The 16,362-nt window shown below is 40.1% G+C and carries 12 protein-coding genes and 3 pseudogenes; 11 read left to right on the top strand and 4 right to left on the bottom strand.

All coding sequences use genetic code 11. The features are described from left to right. Window positions 1-40 precede the first annotated feature (40 nt). The 4 genes and pseudogenes from Xbud_RS05640 to Xbud_RS05620 all read left to right on the top strand — a co-directional run bounded on the left by Xbud_RS05640 (window position 41) and on the right by Xbud_RS05620 (window position 4,617). Entirely contained in the window at window positions 41-973 is a 933-nt protein-coding gene (locus Xbud_RS05640; RefSeq protein WP_099135136.1) for a sce7725 family protein, read from the top strand. 1 nt (window position 974) lies between these two features. Continuing rightward, window positions 975-2,000, top strand: coding sequence for an RES family NAD+ phosphorylase (locus tag Xbud_RS05635; RefSeq protein ID WP_099135135.1), 1,026 nt, complete (start codon window positions 975-977; stop codon window positions 1,998-2,000). 301 nt (window positions 2,001-2,301) lie between these two features. Then, window positions 2,302-3,111: pseudogene (locus Xbud_RS05630) on the top strand (DNA primase family protein); the annotation flags it as partial. Between the two features lie 897 nt (window positions 3,112-4,008). After that, entirely contained in the window at window positions 4,009-4,617 is a 609-nt protein-coding gene (locus Xbud_RS05620) for a hypothetical protein (RefSeq protein ID WP_099135133.1), read from the top strand. On the opposite strand, the gene Xbud_RS05615 is transcribed toward Xbud_RS05620, so the two are convergent. Next, window positions 4,605-4,877, bottom strand: a complete 273-nt coding sequence (locus Xbud_RS05615; RefSeq protein WP_244589857.1) for a nucleoside phosphorylase-I family protein — start codon at window positions 4,875-4,877, stop codon at window positions 4,605-4,607. The genes Xbud_RS05620 and Xbud_RS05615 overlap by 13 nt on opposite strands. A gap of 541 nt (window positions 4,878-5,418) precedes the next feature. On the opposite strand from Xbud_RS05615, the gene Xbud_RS05610 reads away from it, so the two are divergent. Both Xbud_RS05610 and cuyB read left to right on the top strand, forming a co-directional pair. Next, entirely contained in the window at window positions 5,419-6,672 is a 1,254-nt protein-coding gene (locus tag Xbud_RS05610) for a dicarboxylate/amino acid:cation symporter (protein WP_099135132.1), read from the top strand. 301 nt (window positions 6,673-6,973) lie between these two features. Then, on the top strand, window positions 6,974-7,651 hold the full coding sequence (gene cuyB / locus Xbud_RS05600; protein ID WP_099135131.1) for a cysteate racemase: 678 nt from the start codon (window positions 6,974-6,976) through the stop codon (window positions 7,649-7,651). A gap of 381 nt (window positions 7,652-8,032) precedes the next feature. On the opposite strand, the pseudogene Xbud_RS20390 reads toward cuyB, so the two are convergent. From Xbud_RS20390 to Xbud_RS05585, 3 genes and pseudogenes are all read right to left on the bottom strand, one after another. Next, a pseudogene (locus Xbud_RS20390) lies at window positions 8,033-8,181 on the bottom strand (IS256 family transposase); the annotation flags it as partial. A gap of 89 nt (window positions 8,182-8,270) precedes the next feature. Next, window positions 8,271-9,020 carry an FCD domain-containing protein gene (locus Xbud_RS05590; RefSeq protein WP_099135130.1) on the bottom strand — a complete coding sequence of 250 codons (750 nt, stop codon included), beginning with the start codon at window positions 9,018-9,020 and terminating at the stop codon, window positions 8,271-8,273. Between the two features lie 119 nt (window positions 9,021-9,139). Beyond that, window positions 9,140-10,132 carry a TRAP transporter substrate-binding protein gene (locus tag Xbud_RS05585; protein ID WP_099135129.1) on the bottom strand — a complete coding sequence of 331 codons (993 nt, stop codon included), beginning with the start codon at window positions 10,130-10,132 and terminating at the stop codon, window positions 9,140-9,142. A gap of 266 nt (window positions 10,133-10,398) precedes the next feature. Here Xbud_RS05585 and Xbud_RS05580 point away from each other — a divergent pair, with 266 nt between their 5' ends. The 5 genes and pseudogenes from Xbud_RS05580 to uxaC all read left to right on the top strand — a co-directional run bounded on the left by Xbud_RS05580 (window position 10,399) and on the right by uxaC (window position 16,359). Continuing rightward, a complete protein-coding gene (locus tag Xbud_RS05580; protein WP_099135128.1) occupies window positions 10,399-10,905 on the top strand; it encodes a TRAP transporter small permease in 507 nt (168 codons plus the stop codon). A gap of 34 nt (window positions 10,906-10,939) precedes the next feature. Further along, a complete protein-coding gene (locus tag Xbud_RS05575; RefSeq protein ID WP_099135127.1) occupies window positions 10,940-12,238 on the top strand; it encodes a TRAP transporter large permease in 1,299 nt (432 codons plus the stop codon). A gap of 14 nt (window positions 12,239-12,252) precedes the next feature. Further along, window positions 12,253-13,434: pseudogene (gene uxuA / locus Xbud_RS20135) on the top strand (mannonate dehydratase); the annotation flags it as partial. Continuing rightward, entirely contained in the window at window positions 13,426-14,901 is a 1,476-nt protein-coding gene (locus tag Xbud_RS20130) for a fructuronate reductase (protein WP_211283497.1), read from the top strand. The pseudogene uxuA and the gene Xbud_RS20130, both read left to right, overlap by 9 nt. Before the next feature lie 18 nt (window positions 14,902-14,919). Then, window positions 14,920-16,359 (top strand): glucuronate isomerase, encoded by a 1,440-nt coding sequence (gene uxaC, locus Xbud_RS05565; protein WP_099135125.1) that lies wholly within the window; start codon window positions 14,920-14,922, stop codon window positions 16,357-16,359. The last annotated feature ends 3 nt before the right edge of the window (window positions 16,360-16,362 follow it).

The raw sequence follows: 16,362 nt of genomic DNA, 5'->3' as shown, positions 1-16,362 counted from the left end.
AGTTCCTCTTAATGAGGCATTGTTATGGGAGTAACAAACTATGTATTATCCTTATTTCCGTGGGAAACAATTTGAACTGTTGGCTATTAGAGATACTGCTAATGTAATGGCTGATGCAGGTTTTACTCCAATCATAGAGCCTGTGAGAGAGGCCCTAAATGGTCTTGAGCGAACACTGAAAACAATCCAGGAAAATGATGGTAATGCAATTGTCATCATTAACCCAGCATGTGGTGATCACTCTACTGATGGGCAAAGTATAGCTCAATTATTAAAAAAAGAATTTAGTAAGTATGAGAAAATTTCTGTAGGGATACTTCTTGATAAGAGTATGACTATTGCTAAGGTTGATAGCTTCCTTCACTCAAAACTCTCTCATGAAGTCACTTTTATTCATGCTGGATTTGATGAGCCCAAAGCATTACATGAAAGATTTGGAGATGGATATAAGCATGTATTCATTTCTAATCATTGTTCTAAAGCCTATCGAAAGCACTTTTCGGATTCAGAAAGAATTTTAATTAAAGATGGCTTCGAAAAACGACGAAATGCTGACCATCCTGATTCTGAGTTCTTTTCAGATCTTCATCTGAATTATGAAGAAGAGGGTATGAATGGTTTTGGTGATTTTTTAATTGTTGGAGATGAATTTAGTGAGTCAGGTGGACCTGCATATGCAGTTGCTATTCATCTTACTTATATTAATACGAAGCATGAAGATGAAATGTACATCTATCATTTTGTTTCGACAACACATGATACACCAACAGATCCAGCAGGTAAGTTCGCACAATCACTTGAAAAATTAATGATTGCTTTAAACTCTGGTGAATCTATGTTGCTTGAAACATCGGCCATTAAAGAGTTTAGGCGATTGCATAATCCGAGCCACTTCCCAGGTTTAGGAACAGTAAAAAAACTGTCAATGATTCACCACATAGAAACCTTGGCTGATTTCATGGATGATAAATAATATGATCAAGTACTGCTGTGCGAATTGTTTTGGGGATAAAGGGTTAAAGAAAAATATCATACCCTCACTTTCCCCTAGTTTTGGTGATTGTTCGTATTGTGGTACAAAAGACATTGAGGTTATTGAGCCTTATGCTTTATTTGATCATTTTAGTTCATTAATAAACATTTATGAACAACATCCGGATGGTAAAAGTGTGGTTGCACATTTGAAAGAGGATTGGAAGCTATTTTCACATCCTCTTTTAGATGAGGCTCATGCTAAAGAGCTATTAGGTGATATACTTGATGATGGGAATATTGTAAGAAAATCCTTTGTGCTTTCTGATAGTTATAAAAGTGAATCTCTTGCATTATGGGATAATCTTTGTCAGGAGCTAATGTATGAAAACAGATATTTTCTCAATAAATCGCTTGATACTGATAGACTTGGTGAGTTATTAAGTTTTCTTGCTTTAGAGGATTTTTCTCAAACTTGGTATCGTGCCCGTATTTTTACAGATGATACTGTCTTCACTGTAGACAAAATGGGGGCTCCTCCCAAGAGAACAGTTAGTCATGGGAGAGCAAACCCTACAGGTATACCATATTTATATCTTGGCTCTAAACCAGAAACAGCTTTGTCTGAGATTCGTCCTCATACAGGTGATAGAGCTTGCGTCGCAGATTTTAATTTAAAAGATAACTTAACTCTAATAGACCTAAGAAATCCTCGTGAAACCGTTTCCCCATTTTTATTAACTGATCCAAGTGAAATGGGAAAAATGCTTGCAGATATACCTTTTCTTGAACGACTTGGTTACGAACTAACAAGACCCGTATTACCAAAGAGTGCAGCCCTTGATTATATCCCAAGCCAGTATATATGTGAATTTATAAAGAAAACTGGCTTTCATGGAGTGCTTTATAACAGTTCTGTGAGCGATGGAATCAATCTTGCTCTTTTTGATCCGATAAATGCCACTGGAGGCAATGTAAGTATTTATGATATAGATAAAGTCGAAGTAAGTGTAAGCAAACAAGGTTAATATACTCTTTGTTCGATTATCACCAATTGGGACTGTTGGTATCTATGATGGTATCATCCCTAATGCAGTTTACTTTATTAACCTAAGATCATAAGGATAGTTGCGATGTTCGAGTTTGGCCTTCGCACCATTCGTTAGTTTACTAACGTCTACCCAAGTCTACAAACTCCCTAAAAACCCCACTAAATCAAGATACTTCGTTATTTTGACGTCTACTGTGGTCTGTTGCAATCAATATGCACCAAGGGGCATAAGGGGCATCTACACTTCGATTGTAAATGTGCCCCAAAAATGAAACTTTGCTGAAATTTGTTCAATGCTGGCAGGCAAAGGAAATACTGTTTCTGCGAGTATGGCAGCACTGGAAAACCCACGGGAACGGGCGCTGATTGTCGGCTATTCTCTGATTATTCTGCCAGATCAGACCCGCTATGTGGGCGATGGCTCCGGCATCAAGGCAATCACCGGAGGTGATGAAGTTGCCATTGATCCGAAGCACAAACAGCCCTATTCAACCCGTATTCCTGCTGTGGTATTGGCGGTGAACAATAACGCCATGAGTTTCAGTGATCGCAGTGGTGGGGTATTGCGGCGTCGGGTAATTTTTAATTTTTCCGAAGTTGTGCTGGAAAATGAACGTGATCCACTCCTGCGAGATAAAATCGCAGCAGAATTGCCTGTTATTATCCGGCATCTGCTTCATAGGTTTGCTGATCCACAATCTGCAAGGCGTTTACTAGCAGAGCAACAGAAATCAGCAGAAGCTCTGGATATTAAACGTGGTACAGATTCAATGGTTGATTTCTGCGGTTATCTCATTGCTTCTCATGAACCTGATGGATTGTTAATCGGCAATGCGGAGATTGTGCCGTTCAATCCCCGTAAATACCTTTATCACTCCTACCTTGCTTATATGAAAGGCAATAACCTGAATAAACCTGTTTCTGTAACTCGTTTTGGCATGGATATGCCGGGCGCACTGGCTGAGTACGGTCAGCATTACCTGCACAAGAAAAGCAAACAAGGTATTCGTAGTAATCTGAGCCTGAATCTTGACGCTGCTATCGAATGGATGCTGAAACTGGCAAGGGATAACCTGCCAGAAGAGTAATTCTCTATTATTGCAGCAATTTTTTAAAGAAATATAAAAAAGTATTCACCACTGTTCACCCTATAATTTAAACTAAATATATCAACTAATTATAGGGTGAACAGTTTTATCCCTAATTCTTTAACAGGGAGGGTAGATAAACATGGTTTTTCTGGCAGGTGATCTTTCAGCTCTCCAAATTACTCGGTTAATTCATTAGCCCGGTAATTTGGAGAAGACAAGCGCAGCGCGTCAGTGTGATTTTTAAATATATTGTCTTAAACAAAATGTAACATAGGTAACTATATCTATTTGTTTAATATGCAATATTAATCACGATTTTCTCTCTTTACTGTTACTCATACTAGAATATATAAATAATTCTGGTATATCCTGTCCTGCAATGTATCACAAGTGTGCAATTACTATGGGTAACATAAAAAATTTTCTAATTGGAGCTAGTTTTCGAACTGACAAAAATGATAGGGAGCGTTAAATGAGGATTAAGTCATTACTCAATATACTGATAATAACAATTTTATTTATTTTTAGTAATGTAGGATTTATTTCTATTGATTTAACTATAAAAGAAGTAATAATTCTGTGGACAAACAAGGAATACACCCCATCTGAATTGTCTTTTTTTATTCAGATCACAGATTATGCAATGCTGGCTAACAATTTTCTGTTTGTTTTATGTGCCACAATATTCTTTTTCCGAAATAAATTAAAGTACAGTTTGAGAATGATTTTTTCTGTCTTCTTAATTGCCCTAATAAATAATATATCTACGTTTATTTACGTCTTAAATTTTCCGAATTTTTTTAAATTTATTAAAAATCATGATATGCATTTGATATTATTTTCATTTTCGGTATCAATGGTTATTATTTATATTCTTGCAAGGATAAAAAACAAATGAATAATAGGGATATAATCAGACAATCAAGGATTTTAGACAAACTCGACTCTCATACATTAAATATGTATGACACGACTTGTCGATGGCTATCTAAGGGTATTTTTTTATGGGTAGAAACAAAGGGTACAGGCCATACATTTATTTCTGTTCATGCCGAAAGTGGAATAAGTGTATTTACTTATGGACGTTATGCTGATACCGGGCCATTAGGGCTAACTGGAGATGGTGTTTTAATTTGGTTACAGAATAATGAAGCAATTGAATATATGTCAACCGAACTTTATAGAATGGAAGCTCAAGTTTATAACATTAGAGACGCCGATATTTTTGCAATAATGAGGTATTTTAAAGGCCTATGGTACACAGGTAAAAATATAGGCGGTGTTTACGCGCCTGAGTCCACCAAAAAATTTGGGAAAATCATTGATATTTATGATGTAACTGGAGTTAATTGTACAACTCACTCCGTTAAGGCTCTTAATTTCGCAGTGACAATAACGGCAATAGACGTCAACTTTGGTCATGCTTTACCTTTAAAAGGCGGGAAGCATATCACAACAACTAACTATTTAATACATGACCAAGCATTAAATCACCGGGGATAAAATCCGTATTCACTGCACCACATGCATTCGTGATAATAAGTTTTTCCACCAATGGAACCAATAACTAGTTCATTCGAATGTCCAACCGATTCTGATTTCGCAAAGTGGGGAATGTTGCTATAAGGGATATGTACTGCATCTCTGAGAGTATCTGCGAACGGCCCCAAACCTGAACCTAAAATAATGCCAATGGTTGGTTTTATATTTGTCATTGATTCAACATAGCTTTTACTTTCTAAAATATCCGCTGTCTTATGCATATCGTTTTCTCCTGAAAACTATCCTGTAATACGGTGTGATATTAGGTATCGCTGTTTTGTTCTATGACTTCATTTGTGTTAAATGATTTTAATGTTATGTCTAAGGATAAAGTTTTGGACTGAATTAATAAAGAGAGTGATTCTGAAAACAGAAAGGAGTAATTGATAATTGGGATTGTAATCTCAATAAATTATGTGATGTCATGATGGTTATCTAAGGGTGTGTATCATATGTGTAGCTCCTGCCAATTTTTCGTATACGGAAAATATAAAATGGTCGACACTAATATCCCGATCTGACTATTTTAGAAACCACTGTTCAATTTATTTAAATCTTGTTCAATATGTGTTTAAAGGAAATATTGAATAATCATTTAAATTGATATGTCAATCTTCAACATGAATGCGTATCTTGCATATCTCAACCCTCATTTGCATTTCATTAAAAGTTAGAAAACTTAAACATTTGTTGGGGTGATAAAGCAGGGAGCAGAGAAACAGAATAACTGGCTTTAATATTTACAGAGAATAAGGAGTCAGCATGAACAAGCAAAAACTTATGCAGCAGCTCATTATCGCGATTCTGCTTGGAGTGATAACGGGTTGGGGTTTTCATCAATACCTTGATGCCAGTCAGACAAAAGAAATTGCCTCCTATATCAACATCATTATTGATGTATTCCTTCGTCTGATAAAAATGATTATTGCCCCACTTATATTTGCTACGATTGTTACTGGATTAATGTCAATAGGCGGTTCATCATCCGTAGGGCGGATTACCATCAAAGCGATGATATGGTTTATTATCGCTGGCTTAGTTTCGATTGGCATTGGTATGCTAATAGTTAACCTGTTTCAGCCGGGTATTGGGTTGAATATCACTATTCCTCAACAGTCAAATATCGATACGGGCTTCAATACCAGCGGATTTTCCCTGAAAAACTTTATTAGCCATATATTCCCCAGCAGTTTTGCCGCGGCTATGGCGAATAATGAGATCTTGCAGATCCTGATTTTTTCTCTTTTTTTTGGCTTGGCACTGTCATATATTTACCAGAACAGCCAGGAAAAAAGCCCTCTTGTAACCCTGATTGAAGATTTGGCGCGTGTTATGTTCCGCATTACAGATTACGTTATGTCATTAGCGCCGATTGCGGTCTTTGCTGCTATTGCTTCGGCTATTACAGTACAGGGATTAGGTTTGCTTTATGATTATGGCAAGCTTATTGGTCTCTTTTACCTTGGGTTATTTTTACTCTGGGTCGTTTTATTTATTGTTGGATTTCTTTTCCTCGGCAAGAACATATTTTCACTACTGCGGTTGATCAGGGAACCTGTGACACTGGCCTTTGCTACCGCGAGCAGCGAATCCGCTTACCCAAAAACGATAAATGCACTGAATAGCTTTGGTGTACCGAAAAAAATCTCCAGCTTCGTATTGCCTCTGGGTTATTCCTTTAACCTTGATGGCTCAATGATGTATCAATCATTTGCTATTTTATTTATTGCACAGGCTTACAATATTGACCTGAGTATCACACAACAAATCCTGATTATGTTGACGCTTATGGTCACCAGTAAAGGTATGGCTGGTGTAGCGCGTGCTTCTGTCGTGGTCGTTGCTGCAACCCTTCCCATGTTCAAGTTGCCTGAAGCGGGTATTTTGCTGATCCTTGCCATCGATCAGCTCCTTGATATGGGGCGTACAGCAACCAATGTGGTCGGTAACAGTATTTCTACAGCAGTGATTGCTAAAATGGAGGAAAAACAGAACAGTTCTAAGTCGGGAGCATAAGAAAAAGAAGTTGTCAGGAAAGAAGTTTGAATCAGGGCTTGCTGTATTCCCTTGCTGAAAGATGATTGGGATATACTTTTTTTCTGTGGCAAGTGTCAAACTTCTTAACTCTTCCAGCGTTACAGCATCATATAACCATTTCAGCTCAATACTATTAAATATAAAACCTGCCCTATAAAGTCATTCTTGTTGATTTCAATAAATGAAAAGCCTTATGTAAATTCAACATAGCGAATAGAAATATTGCAATTACTAACCGTAATAGCTGTGTCATCATAATGATTATTTGCTGAGGTGATCTATGAAAAAAATTATTGGAATACTCGGTGGAATGGGCCCCGCTGCAACGGTAGATACAATGGAAAAGATAATTAAAAATACACCAGCAACTTGCGATCAGGAACATATTCCTGTTATTGCCATTTCTTTTCCTGATATACCTGACAGGACAGAAAATATTCTCTCTGGGGGAAAGTCACCGCTAAAAAAAATGATAGCTGCATTAAGAATATTAGAAGATGCAGGTGCTCAGTGTATTATCATGCCCTGTAATACTGCCCATTATTGGTATGAGGAGTTAAAAGCAGCAACCAAAGTTCATTTCCTGAATATGATTGATATTACTTGTAATAAAATTGTGAGTGAAGGAATGAATAACGTTGCTATTCTGGCAACAACCGGGACGATAAAGGTAGGGCTTTATCAAGATAAGCTGAAAAAAGAGAATATAAATTTTGTTATTCCTGATGACATTCAACAGGTAATTATTATGGAAAGTATTTTGGTATATAAAAGTGGAAATGGAGAAAGAGCATATCAGTTATTGAAGTCGATTATTTCTCAGCTTAAAGATATTGGTGTTGAAAATTTTATTCTGGGATGTAGTGAGATACCGATTATTCTTAGAGGGAATGATAATAATGGGGAATATATTGATGCTACCGAGGAGTTGGTTAGAAGGGCGATTGCTTGGTGCTAGATTTTTATTGAAGTGAAATAGAGTTGTTATTAAATATATTCACTATTTTTTGTGTTAATAAGAAAAAATATAATATATGTGGCTAAATTTACTATTTTAATTTAGAGGGAATCTTTACCAATTGAAGTACTGGACTGGTACTGAAGGAATTCTTCTTGAAGAATGATAGTAGTGGATTAGAACAAAAGTTAGTTAACCGAATAAGGAACCGACTTACTATTATTGACTCGGCTAGCAAGAATGTTGATTTAAGCCATTTACATCGTTTAACGTTTGTTTAATTCGATATGGCCGCTGCATTATGGAAAAATGCGTGTTATTGATGTGAGTGCGAAACGCTTGTCACTCAACATGATATCCGCCATCAACGATCGTGGTAGGATGAGATTTATGTTGTGCCGCTAGTTCAGCCCTAAGGATGGTATCAACGGTGAGTTTTTTAAGACAATAGAAAGCTGGCTCAGAACTTCCGGGGTCTTGAGATTTTGAGCCAACTTAGTCGCTAAGGGTTGTAACTGTTTTTCGTCTATTTTTTCACCTGCTTTAGTTGATAAATCAAACATAAAAACAGGTAATTACATAAAATTATATAGAGTTAGTTTCCCTCAATACCTCAAATTCACTTTCCAATACCAACCGGATAAGACTCAAACAAATATCCATCAAAATTAGGGTCATCCACATCAGATAATTCAAGCAAACTTTGTTTCACATTTTCTAAATGTTGCCACATCGTTTGCTTCGCTGCTGCGGGATCTTTTTTGATCATAGCCGCCAAAATTGCCTGATGATCATTCAACCACGCTTTACGATAGTCAGTATTGGTAATTCGGCTGTGTAGTTTCATCCACATAGGATTATTCTCACGCCACGCCCAGGATTGTTTAAGTAATTCAACTAACATACTGTTATGTGTTGCCTGCGCGATGGCTAAATGAAACTCCCTATCACCGGATTCACTTGATCCAGAAAGCAGATCTTTTTTCTCTTTTTCCAATGCGTTACGCATATTAGCAATATCGTTCGGAGTAACCTGAAGCGCTGCAAACTCAGCGATATTACTTTCCAATAATTGACGCGCTTGTAATAACTCAAAAGGCCCAGCGGCATTGATAGTCGTATCGCTTGAATAAGAGCATGGCAGTTGGATGAGATAAATACCTGAGCTTTTGCGTACTTCAATGAGGTTTTCCAATTCCAATACAATTAACGCTTCACGAATAAGAGTACGAGAAACGCTGAACTTTTCTGCAATTTCACGTTCTGTAGGTAGACGATCACCGGGAGAATAATCCATCTCTATAATCATCTGACGTAATGATTGGGCTACTTCATGATAGGGACGTTTGGAGTCTGCAAAGTTCATCATTAATGCCGCCGTAAGGTAATATACTTAAGTGGAACGACTAAAAATGATGTTATTCTAAGACATCAATGCCAGAAATATAACCACCTATTCTTGTTGCAACAGGTGGTTTTGAAAGAAAATTATTCTACTTTACGCACTCGATTTACCATTTCGAATAATTCCGGTTGAGTTCTGGCAATATCGTCATACATAGGGTTAACCGCGTTTTGAAAGAGAGTCTTATCCACGACAATAAACTCAACACCTTGTTTTTCTGCTTTTGTACGCTGTTCCTGTTCTGATTTTTCCCAAAGTTGCATCATGTATTTTGAGGAGTTCAGTGCCGCTTTCTTCACAATCTCTTGCTGTGCAGTGGTTAATTTATTCAATGATTTGTTTGATATTAACAGGACATCAGGGATCATCGTATGCTCATCCAGGGAAAAGAATTTTGTCACTTCACCATGGCGGCTTAGCGTAAAAGAAGTAATGTTGTTCTCAGCCGCATCTACAACCCCTTGTTGCAATGCGGTATAGAGCTCACCATAAGCTAATGGCGTTGGATTTCCTTTCAATCCTTTCACCATCGCAATTGCTGTTGGACTGGGTTGTACGCGGATTTTCAAACCGTTTAGATCTTCAGGCGTTCTAATCGGTTTTTTCGCATAAAAACTGCGTGCACCCGCATCATAATAAGTGAGACCAATAAATCCCACGTTTTGACTTGAATCGAGGATTTCTTTACCGATATCACTATTGATGACTTGTTGATAGTGTGCTTTATCGCGGAATAAATAGGGCAGGTTAAAAATGGAATAAGCCGGAGAGAAGGCTTCTAATTCTGCCGCATTAGATTTAGCAATATCCAAAGCACCGTTTTGCATCAATTCGATGGATTCACGTTGGTTGCCCAATTGAGAATCAGAATAAATGCGAATACGGAGTTCCCCATTGGTTTTTTCTTTCACTTCGTTAGCGAACTCGGTCATGGCTTTATGAACAGCATGGTCTCGGTTCTGGTTATGGCTAAGTTTCAGCGTTGTCACGGCGAAAGCCTGAGATGCGCTCAGCATAAACATTACGCCAGCCGCTATGCTTGTTATACCTAAAACCTGTCGTTTGTTGTTCTGCATGATTGGTTCTCCAGAAATGAGCATAGGTTTTTGTTATTTTCTTCTGTGGGTAAATAATAATCAGATTTCATTTATTGGGCAAAGAACAAAATCAAGATTGGTATTCCATTGTCACAAAAATAGATGTTATTGGTTTGCCTTTTTTATTTTTTGGTCTATTACATTCCTTTCAGGTGCTTATTTCAAAATCTTTAGTTGCGATTAGTATAGATTATAATCTCTATGTGGTTTTTAATTGGTAAACCAAAATGACAGGAATGGGATAAATGAAAAACCTTGTAACGATTACCAATAAAAGTTTGGCGTTTTTTACCGTCTGCCTGCTGGCCTTTCTGGTTTTATGTGTGTCATGGCAGGTAATTTCACGTTATGTCTTAGACGTACCGAGTACCGAGACAGATGAATTAGCACGTTATCTGTTTATGTGGGTCGCAATGATTGGTGCTGCATATACCACCGGGCAGCATCGTCATCTTGCTATCGAGTTGCTGATGATGAAATTAACAGGAGTAAAGAAAAATATTATCGGCCTGATTATTCAAGCAGCAATTATTTCATTTTCTTCCATTGTACTGCTTTATGGTGGCAGCCTGCTTGTTTCATCGACACTGGAAAATGGTCAAATAACACCTGTATTAGGCTGGAAAATGGGGTATGTCTATTTATGTTTACCTATTAGTGGAATATTGATGATTTTCTATGCGCTCGTTGATGTGATCTCAATTGTTCAACATTTTTCTGGTCAACCACCCGTTGTGTCTGAGAATCATTAACTTGCAAGATGAAGGGTAGATAAGAGGGTAGAGTATGGATTGGTATGTCATTGCCGCACTCTTTAGTACATTTACAATATTATTGGTATTGAGTGTCCCCGTTTCTTTTGCAATCGGCTTATCTTCATTGGTCGCCATTACGATGACATTGCCGCTGGAATCTGCGATCACGGTTGTTGCACAGCGTATGGCTGCGGGAGTAGATAATTTCTCTTTATTGGCGATCCCGTTCTTTATTCTTGCCGGAAATATTATGAACCAAGGCGGGATAGCTGCACGTTTGATCAATCTGGCTAAAGTGATTGGCGGCCGTTTGCCGGGATCATTAATGCACGTCAATATTATGGCGAACATGTTGTTCGGGGCTATTTCAGGCTCGGCAGTGGCATCTGCTGCTGCGGTCGGGGGAACAATGGCGCCGATGCAGAGAAAAGAAGGGTACGATCCTGAGTTGTCTGCTGCTGTAAACATCGCTTCTTGTCCTTCTGGTTTGCTGATCCCGCCCAGCAACACCTTGATTGTGTACTCGTTGGTTTCAGGAGGGACATCTATTGCTGCCTTGTTCTTAGCGGGTTATATCCCCGGCATTATTATGGGGATTTCACTCATGATTGTGTCTGCCATTCTCGCCAAGAGGAAGCGCTATCCTGTTGCTGCTCGGCCAACATGGAGCGAATTTTTTGCTACAGCGTGGAAAGCAATACCGTCATTAATGCTAATTGTGGTGATTATGGGCGGGATTATTGCGGGGATCTTCACGGCGACAGAAGCATCAGCTATCGCCGTTCTCTACAGTTTTATTCTCGCAGTAGTTATTTATCGCGAAGTGAGTTTCAAACAACTGCCCAAAATTATTCTTGATTCTGCCGTGACCACATCTATTGTTTTACTGCTGATTGGCGTATCAATGGGCATGTCCTGGGCGATGGCCAATGCTGATCTGCCATATCTGATTGCGGATGCGTTGATGACGGTTTCTGATAATCCGCTGACCATTCTGCTAGTCATTAATATCATCCTGCTGATTGTGGGGATCTTTATGGATATGACACCTGCCATTTTGATCTTCACGCCGATTTTTTTACCCGTTGCGATGAGTATGGGTATCGATCCTGTTCATTTTGGCATCATCATGACATTTAATTTGGCAATTGGGATTTGTACCCCTCCTGTAGGCAGTGCCTTATTTGTGGGTTGCTCTGTGGGGGATGTGAGTATTGATAAGGTACTGAAGCCACTGCTCCCGATGTATATTGCGCTGATCTCGGCGCTGGCGCTGGTGACATATCTGCCGCAATTGAGTTTATGGTTACCTGAATTAGTCTTGAATTAGTTATAGGGGGAATTATGAAACAAACTTGGCGTTGGTATGGGCCTGAAGATCCTGTTTCATTAGCGGATATCCGTCAGGCGGGAGCAACAGGGATTGTGACGGCGTTGCACCATATTCCTAATGGCGAAGTTTGGCCTATTGAGGAGATAGAACAGCGTAAAGCACCGATTGAAGCCAGTCAACTTGAGTGGACAGTTGTAGAAAGTGTTCCCATTCATGAAGATATCAAGACGCATACCGGGGAGTACGATCGATGGATTGAAAATTATCAACAAACTTTGCGTAACCTCGCCGCCTGCGGGATCAAAACGATATGCTACAACTTTATGCCTGTTCTGGATTGGACACGTACTGATCTTGAATATGAATTACCTGATGGCTCAAAAGCGCTGCGCTTTGATCAAATCGAATTTGCGGTTTTTGATATCCACATTTTGCAACGCCGTGGGGCAGGAAAAGCGTATTCCGATGATGAAATTGTGCAAGCACAATCGCGCTTTACTTCAATGACAGAAGAAGAAAAACAAAAACTGACAAACACGATTATCGCTGGTCTTCCTGGTGCAGAGGAAGGCTATACCTTAGAACAATTTCGCCAACACCTAAAACGTTATACAGGAATTGATAAGGCCAAATTGCGTGAGCACTTTGCTTATTTCCTGCAAAAGATCATTCCGGTAGCGGAAGAAATCGGTATCAAAATGGCCGTTCATCCTGATGATCCACCGCGTGAGATCTTAGGCCTGCCACGCATTGTTTCTACGATCGAGGATATGCGTTGGATAGCCGAAACAATAGACAGCAATGCCAATGGCTATACGATGTGCACCGGATCTTATGGCGTGCGTGCGGATAATGATTTAGTGAAGATGATCAAATCATTTGGTTCCCGTATCTATTTCCTCCATTTGCGTTCAACCGTGCGTGAAGAAAACCCATCCACGTTCCACGAAGCGGCACATCTTGCTGGTGATGTGGATATGTATGAAGTGATCAAAGCGGTTGCGGAAGAAGAACATCGTCGGTTGGCGGCTGGTGGAAATCACCTGATTCCAATGCGGCCTGATCATGGTCATCAAATACTCGATGATTTGAAAAAGAAAATTAACCCCGGCTATTCGGCAATCGGCCGCCTGAAAGGGCTGGCTGAAATTCGTGGCCTTGAGTTGGGTATCCATCGTGCCATCATGGAAAAAAATCTTGTCACTGCGATAACCTCTGTTCTAGGCCCTCACTGGACAACCGAACGCCTGACTTCCCGCATTGTGCATTTAGGCTGCGGTGCATTTCATCGTGCGCATCAGGCGCTTTATACCCATCATGTATTAGAACAAACAGACAGTGATTGGGGATACTGTGAAGTTAATCTGACGCTAAATGGTGCTTCACTGATTAAAAATCTTAAAAAACAATCCATGCGCTATACCGTCTCAGAGAAAGGGCAGGGAGAAAACACATTAAAAATTATTGGCTCAATGAAAGAAGGGATGCACCCATTAATTGATGGTGCTCAGGCAATTATCGAAAAAATGGCGAACCCTGATGTCGCAATCATCTCTTTAACAATAACTGAAAAAGGCTATTGTACCGATGCCACAACAGGGCGTTTAGATCCAAATAATGAGTTGATTATTAAAGATATTGCTAATCCTGCTGTGCCGAGATCAGCCATAGGATATATCACTGCGGCATTAAAATTGCGTTTTGAACGAAGCCTGCCTGCCGTGACGATTTTGTCGTGCGATAACGTTCGGGAAAATGGGCATGTTGCCCGTGAGGCCGTGTTAGGTCTGGCGCGTTTGCAGGATGAAGAATTGGCACTATGGATAGAAAAACAAGTGACATTTCCCTGCACGATGGTGGATCGCATTGTGCCGGCTGCTACACCAGAAACGTTAACCGAAATTGCCCAACAGCTAGGTGTTGAAGATCCGTGTGCTATTGCCTGCGAACCTTTCCGTCAATGGGTGATTGAAGATAACTTCGTGAATGGGCGTCCCGATTGGGATCTGGCTGGTGCGCAATTTGTGGATGATGTGGCACCATTTGAAATGATGAAATTACGCATGTTAAATGGCGCTCACTCATTTCTGGCCTACCTGGGTTATTTGGGCGGTTATACGTATATTTCCGATACCATGAAGAATGCTGATTATCGTCGGGCAGTGTATGCACTGATGCTGAATGAACAAGCACCAACACTGCCGATGCCAGAAGATAGCGACTTAATGGCTTACGCGGATAAATTGATCGAACGGTTCACTAACCCAGCGTTAAAACACCAGACATGGCAAATTGCGATGGATGGCAGCCAGAAATTGCCACAGCGCATGATTGATTCCATTGAATGGCATCTCGTGCAAGGAAGCGATTATCGCCATTTAACTCTCGGTGTAGCAGGTTGGATGCGTTATATCAGCGGCGTGGATGAGCAAGGCCAACCCATTGATGTGCGAGATCCATTAAAAGAAACCTTTGCTGCGATTTTTACCAAATACGATTATTCTGTTGCTGTGGTGGAAGATATGGTGAAAGAGCTGCTGGAAATTGAATCAATCTTCGGTAAAAAATTAATAAAAAATTGTGAGTTTATCGACAACGTAACCAAAGCCTACCAGAACTTATTGAATTTTGGCGCACGCCAAGCGGTTGCCGCCCTTTGACCATAGAGGAAAAACATAATGAAAACCTTTATGTGTGAAGACTTCCTGTTAAATAACGACGTTGCCCGCAGCTTTTACCATGATTACGCGGCGTTGATGCCTATCTATGATTATCACTGTCACCTCAATCCAAAAGAGATCGCGCAAAACCGCAGTTTCCACAATCTTGGTCAAATCTGGCTGGAGGGCGATCATTATAAATGGCGTGCGATGCGTGCGGCAGGAATTGAAGAAGCGCTTATTACTGGTACGGAAAGCAGTGATTACGAAAAATACCTCGCATGGGCGAACACCGTTCCCCTGACGATCGGCAATCCACTTTATCACTGGACACATCTGGAGTTGCGACACCCCTTTGGCATCAACGGAAAATTATTTGGGCCTGATACCGCAAAGGCTATCTGGCATGAGGCGAACGAGAAACTCTCTCAACCTGAATTTTCTGCCCGTGGCATTATGCAGCAAATGCAGGTACGCATGGCAGGAACGACGGATGATCCCATTGATTCTCTCGAATATCATCAACAGATCGCTAAAGATAAAGATTTCACCATCAAAGTTTTACCAAGCTGGCGCCCGGATAAAGTCTTCAAAATTGAATTACCGGGTTTTTGTGACTATCTCGAATGGTTAGGAGAAGCCGCAGATGTCGCTATCGGGCGTTTTGCTGATTTATTGCAAGCATTAGAGCGTCGCCTCGAACACTTTCAGGATCACGGTTGTGTGGCATCGGATCATGGAATTGAACATTTACGTTATGCGCCGATACCTGACGAAAAAGTGTTAGATATCATTTTGCAAAAGCGCAGACAAGGGCAATCACTCAGTGAATTAGAAATCGCGCAATTCACAACAGCGGTGTTGGTTTGGTTAGGTAAGCAGTACGCAAAACGCGGCTGGGTAATGCAAATGCATATTGGTGCCTTGCGTAATAACAACACACGTATGTTTAATCGGTTAGGGCCAGACAGTGGCTTTGATTCCATCGGGGATAATCATATCGCTTACCCATTATCTCGCTTGCTGGATGAGATGGATAAAACAGACCAATTACCGAAGACCATCCTCTATTGCTTAAACCCTCGCGATAATGAAGTGATAGCTACCATGACGGGCAACTTTCAGGGCGGAAGCTTTGTGCAAGGCGGGAAAAATCTCGGGGGCAAAATCCAATTTGGATCGGGCTGGTGGTTTAACGATCAAAAAGACGGTATGCAGCGTCAATTAGAACAACTCTCCCAATTAGGATTATTAAGCCAGTTTGTCGGTATGCTGACAGATTCACGCAGTTTCTTATCCTATACCCGCCATGAATATTTTCGTCGCATTCTCTGCAATATGCTGGGGAACTGGGTAGAAAATGGCGAAATCCCTCATGATGAAAAAATACTGGGGCAGATAGTTCAGGATATCTGCTTCAATAATGCTGAACGTTATTTTCAGGCCGTGAAGGATTAAAGA

This window comes from Xenorhabdus budapestensis, assembly GCF_002632465.1.
Classification (GTDB): domain Bacteria; phylum Pseudomonadota; class Gammaproteobacteria; order Enterobacterales; family Enterobacteriaceae; genus Xenorhabdus; species Xenorhabdus budapestensis.
The sequence above is the reverse complement of the archived record's forward strand: the minus strand, read 5'-3'. Positions and strand labels throughout refer to the sequence as shown.

Coding starts and splice junctions, on each gene's coding strand:
- uxaC (WP_099135125.1), top strand. CDS start 14,920: ATGAAAACCTTTATGTGTGAAGACTTCCTGTTAAATAACGACGTTGCC.
- Xbud_RS05620 (WP_099135133.1), top strand. CDS start 4,009: ATGAATAATAGGGATATAATCAGACAATCAAGGATTTTAGACAAACTC.
- Xbud_RS05615 (WP_244589857.1), bottom strand. CDS start 4,877: ATGCATAAGACAGCGGATATTTTAGAAAGTAAAAGCTATGTTGAATCA.
- Xbud_RS05610 (WP_099135132.1), top strand. CDS start 5,419: ATGAACAAGCAAAAACTTATGCAGCAGCTCATTATCGCGATTCTGCTT.
- Xbud_RS05585 (WP_099135129.1), bottom strand. CDS start 10,132: ATGCAGAACAACAAACGACAGGTTTTAGGTATAACAAGCATAGCGGCT.
- Xbud_RS05590 (WP_099135130.1), bottom strand. CDS start 9,020: ATGATGAACTTTGCAGACTCCAAACGTCCCTATCATGAAGTAGCCCAA.
- Xbud_RS05635 (WP_099135135.1), top strand. CDS start 975: ATGATCAAGTACTGCTGTGCGAATTGTTTTGGGGATAAAGGGTTAAAG.
- Xbud_RS05575 (WP_099135127.1), top strand. CDS start 10,940: ATGGATTGGTATGTCATTGCCGCACTCTTTAGTACATTTACAATATTA.
- Xbud_RS05580 (WP_099135128.1), top strand. CDS start 10,399: ATGAAAAACCTTGTAACGATTACCAATAAAAGTTTGGCGTTTTTTACC.
- Xbud_RS05640 (WP_099135136.1), top strand. CDS start 41: ATGTATTATCCTTATTTCCGTGGGAAACAATTTGAACTGTTGGCTATT.
- Xbud_RS20130 (WP_211283497.1), top strand. CDS start 13,426: ATGGAAAAAAATCTTGTCACTGCGATAACCTCTGTTCTAGGCCCTCAC.
- cuyB (WP_099135131.1), top strand. CDS start 6,974: ATGAAAAAAATTATTGGAATACTCGGTGGAATGGGCCCCGCTGCAACG.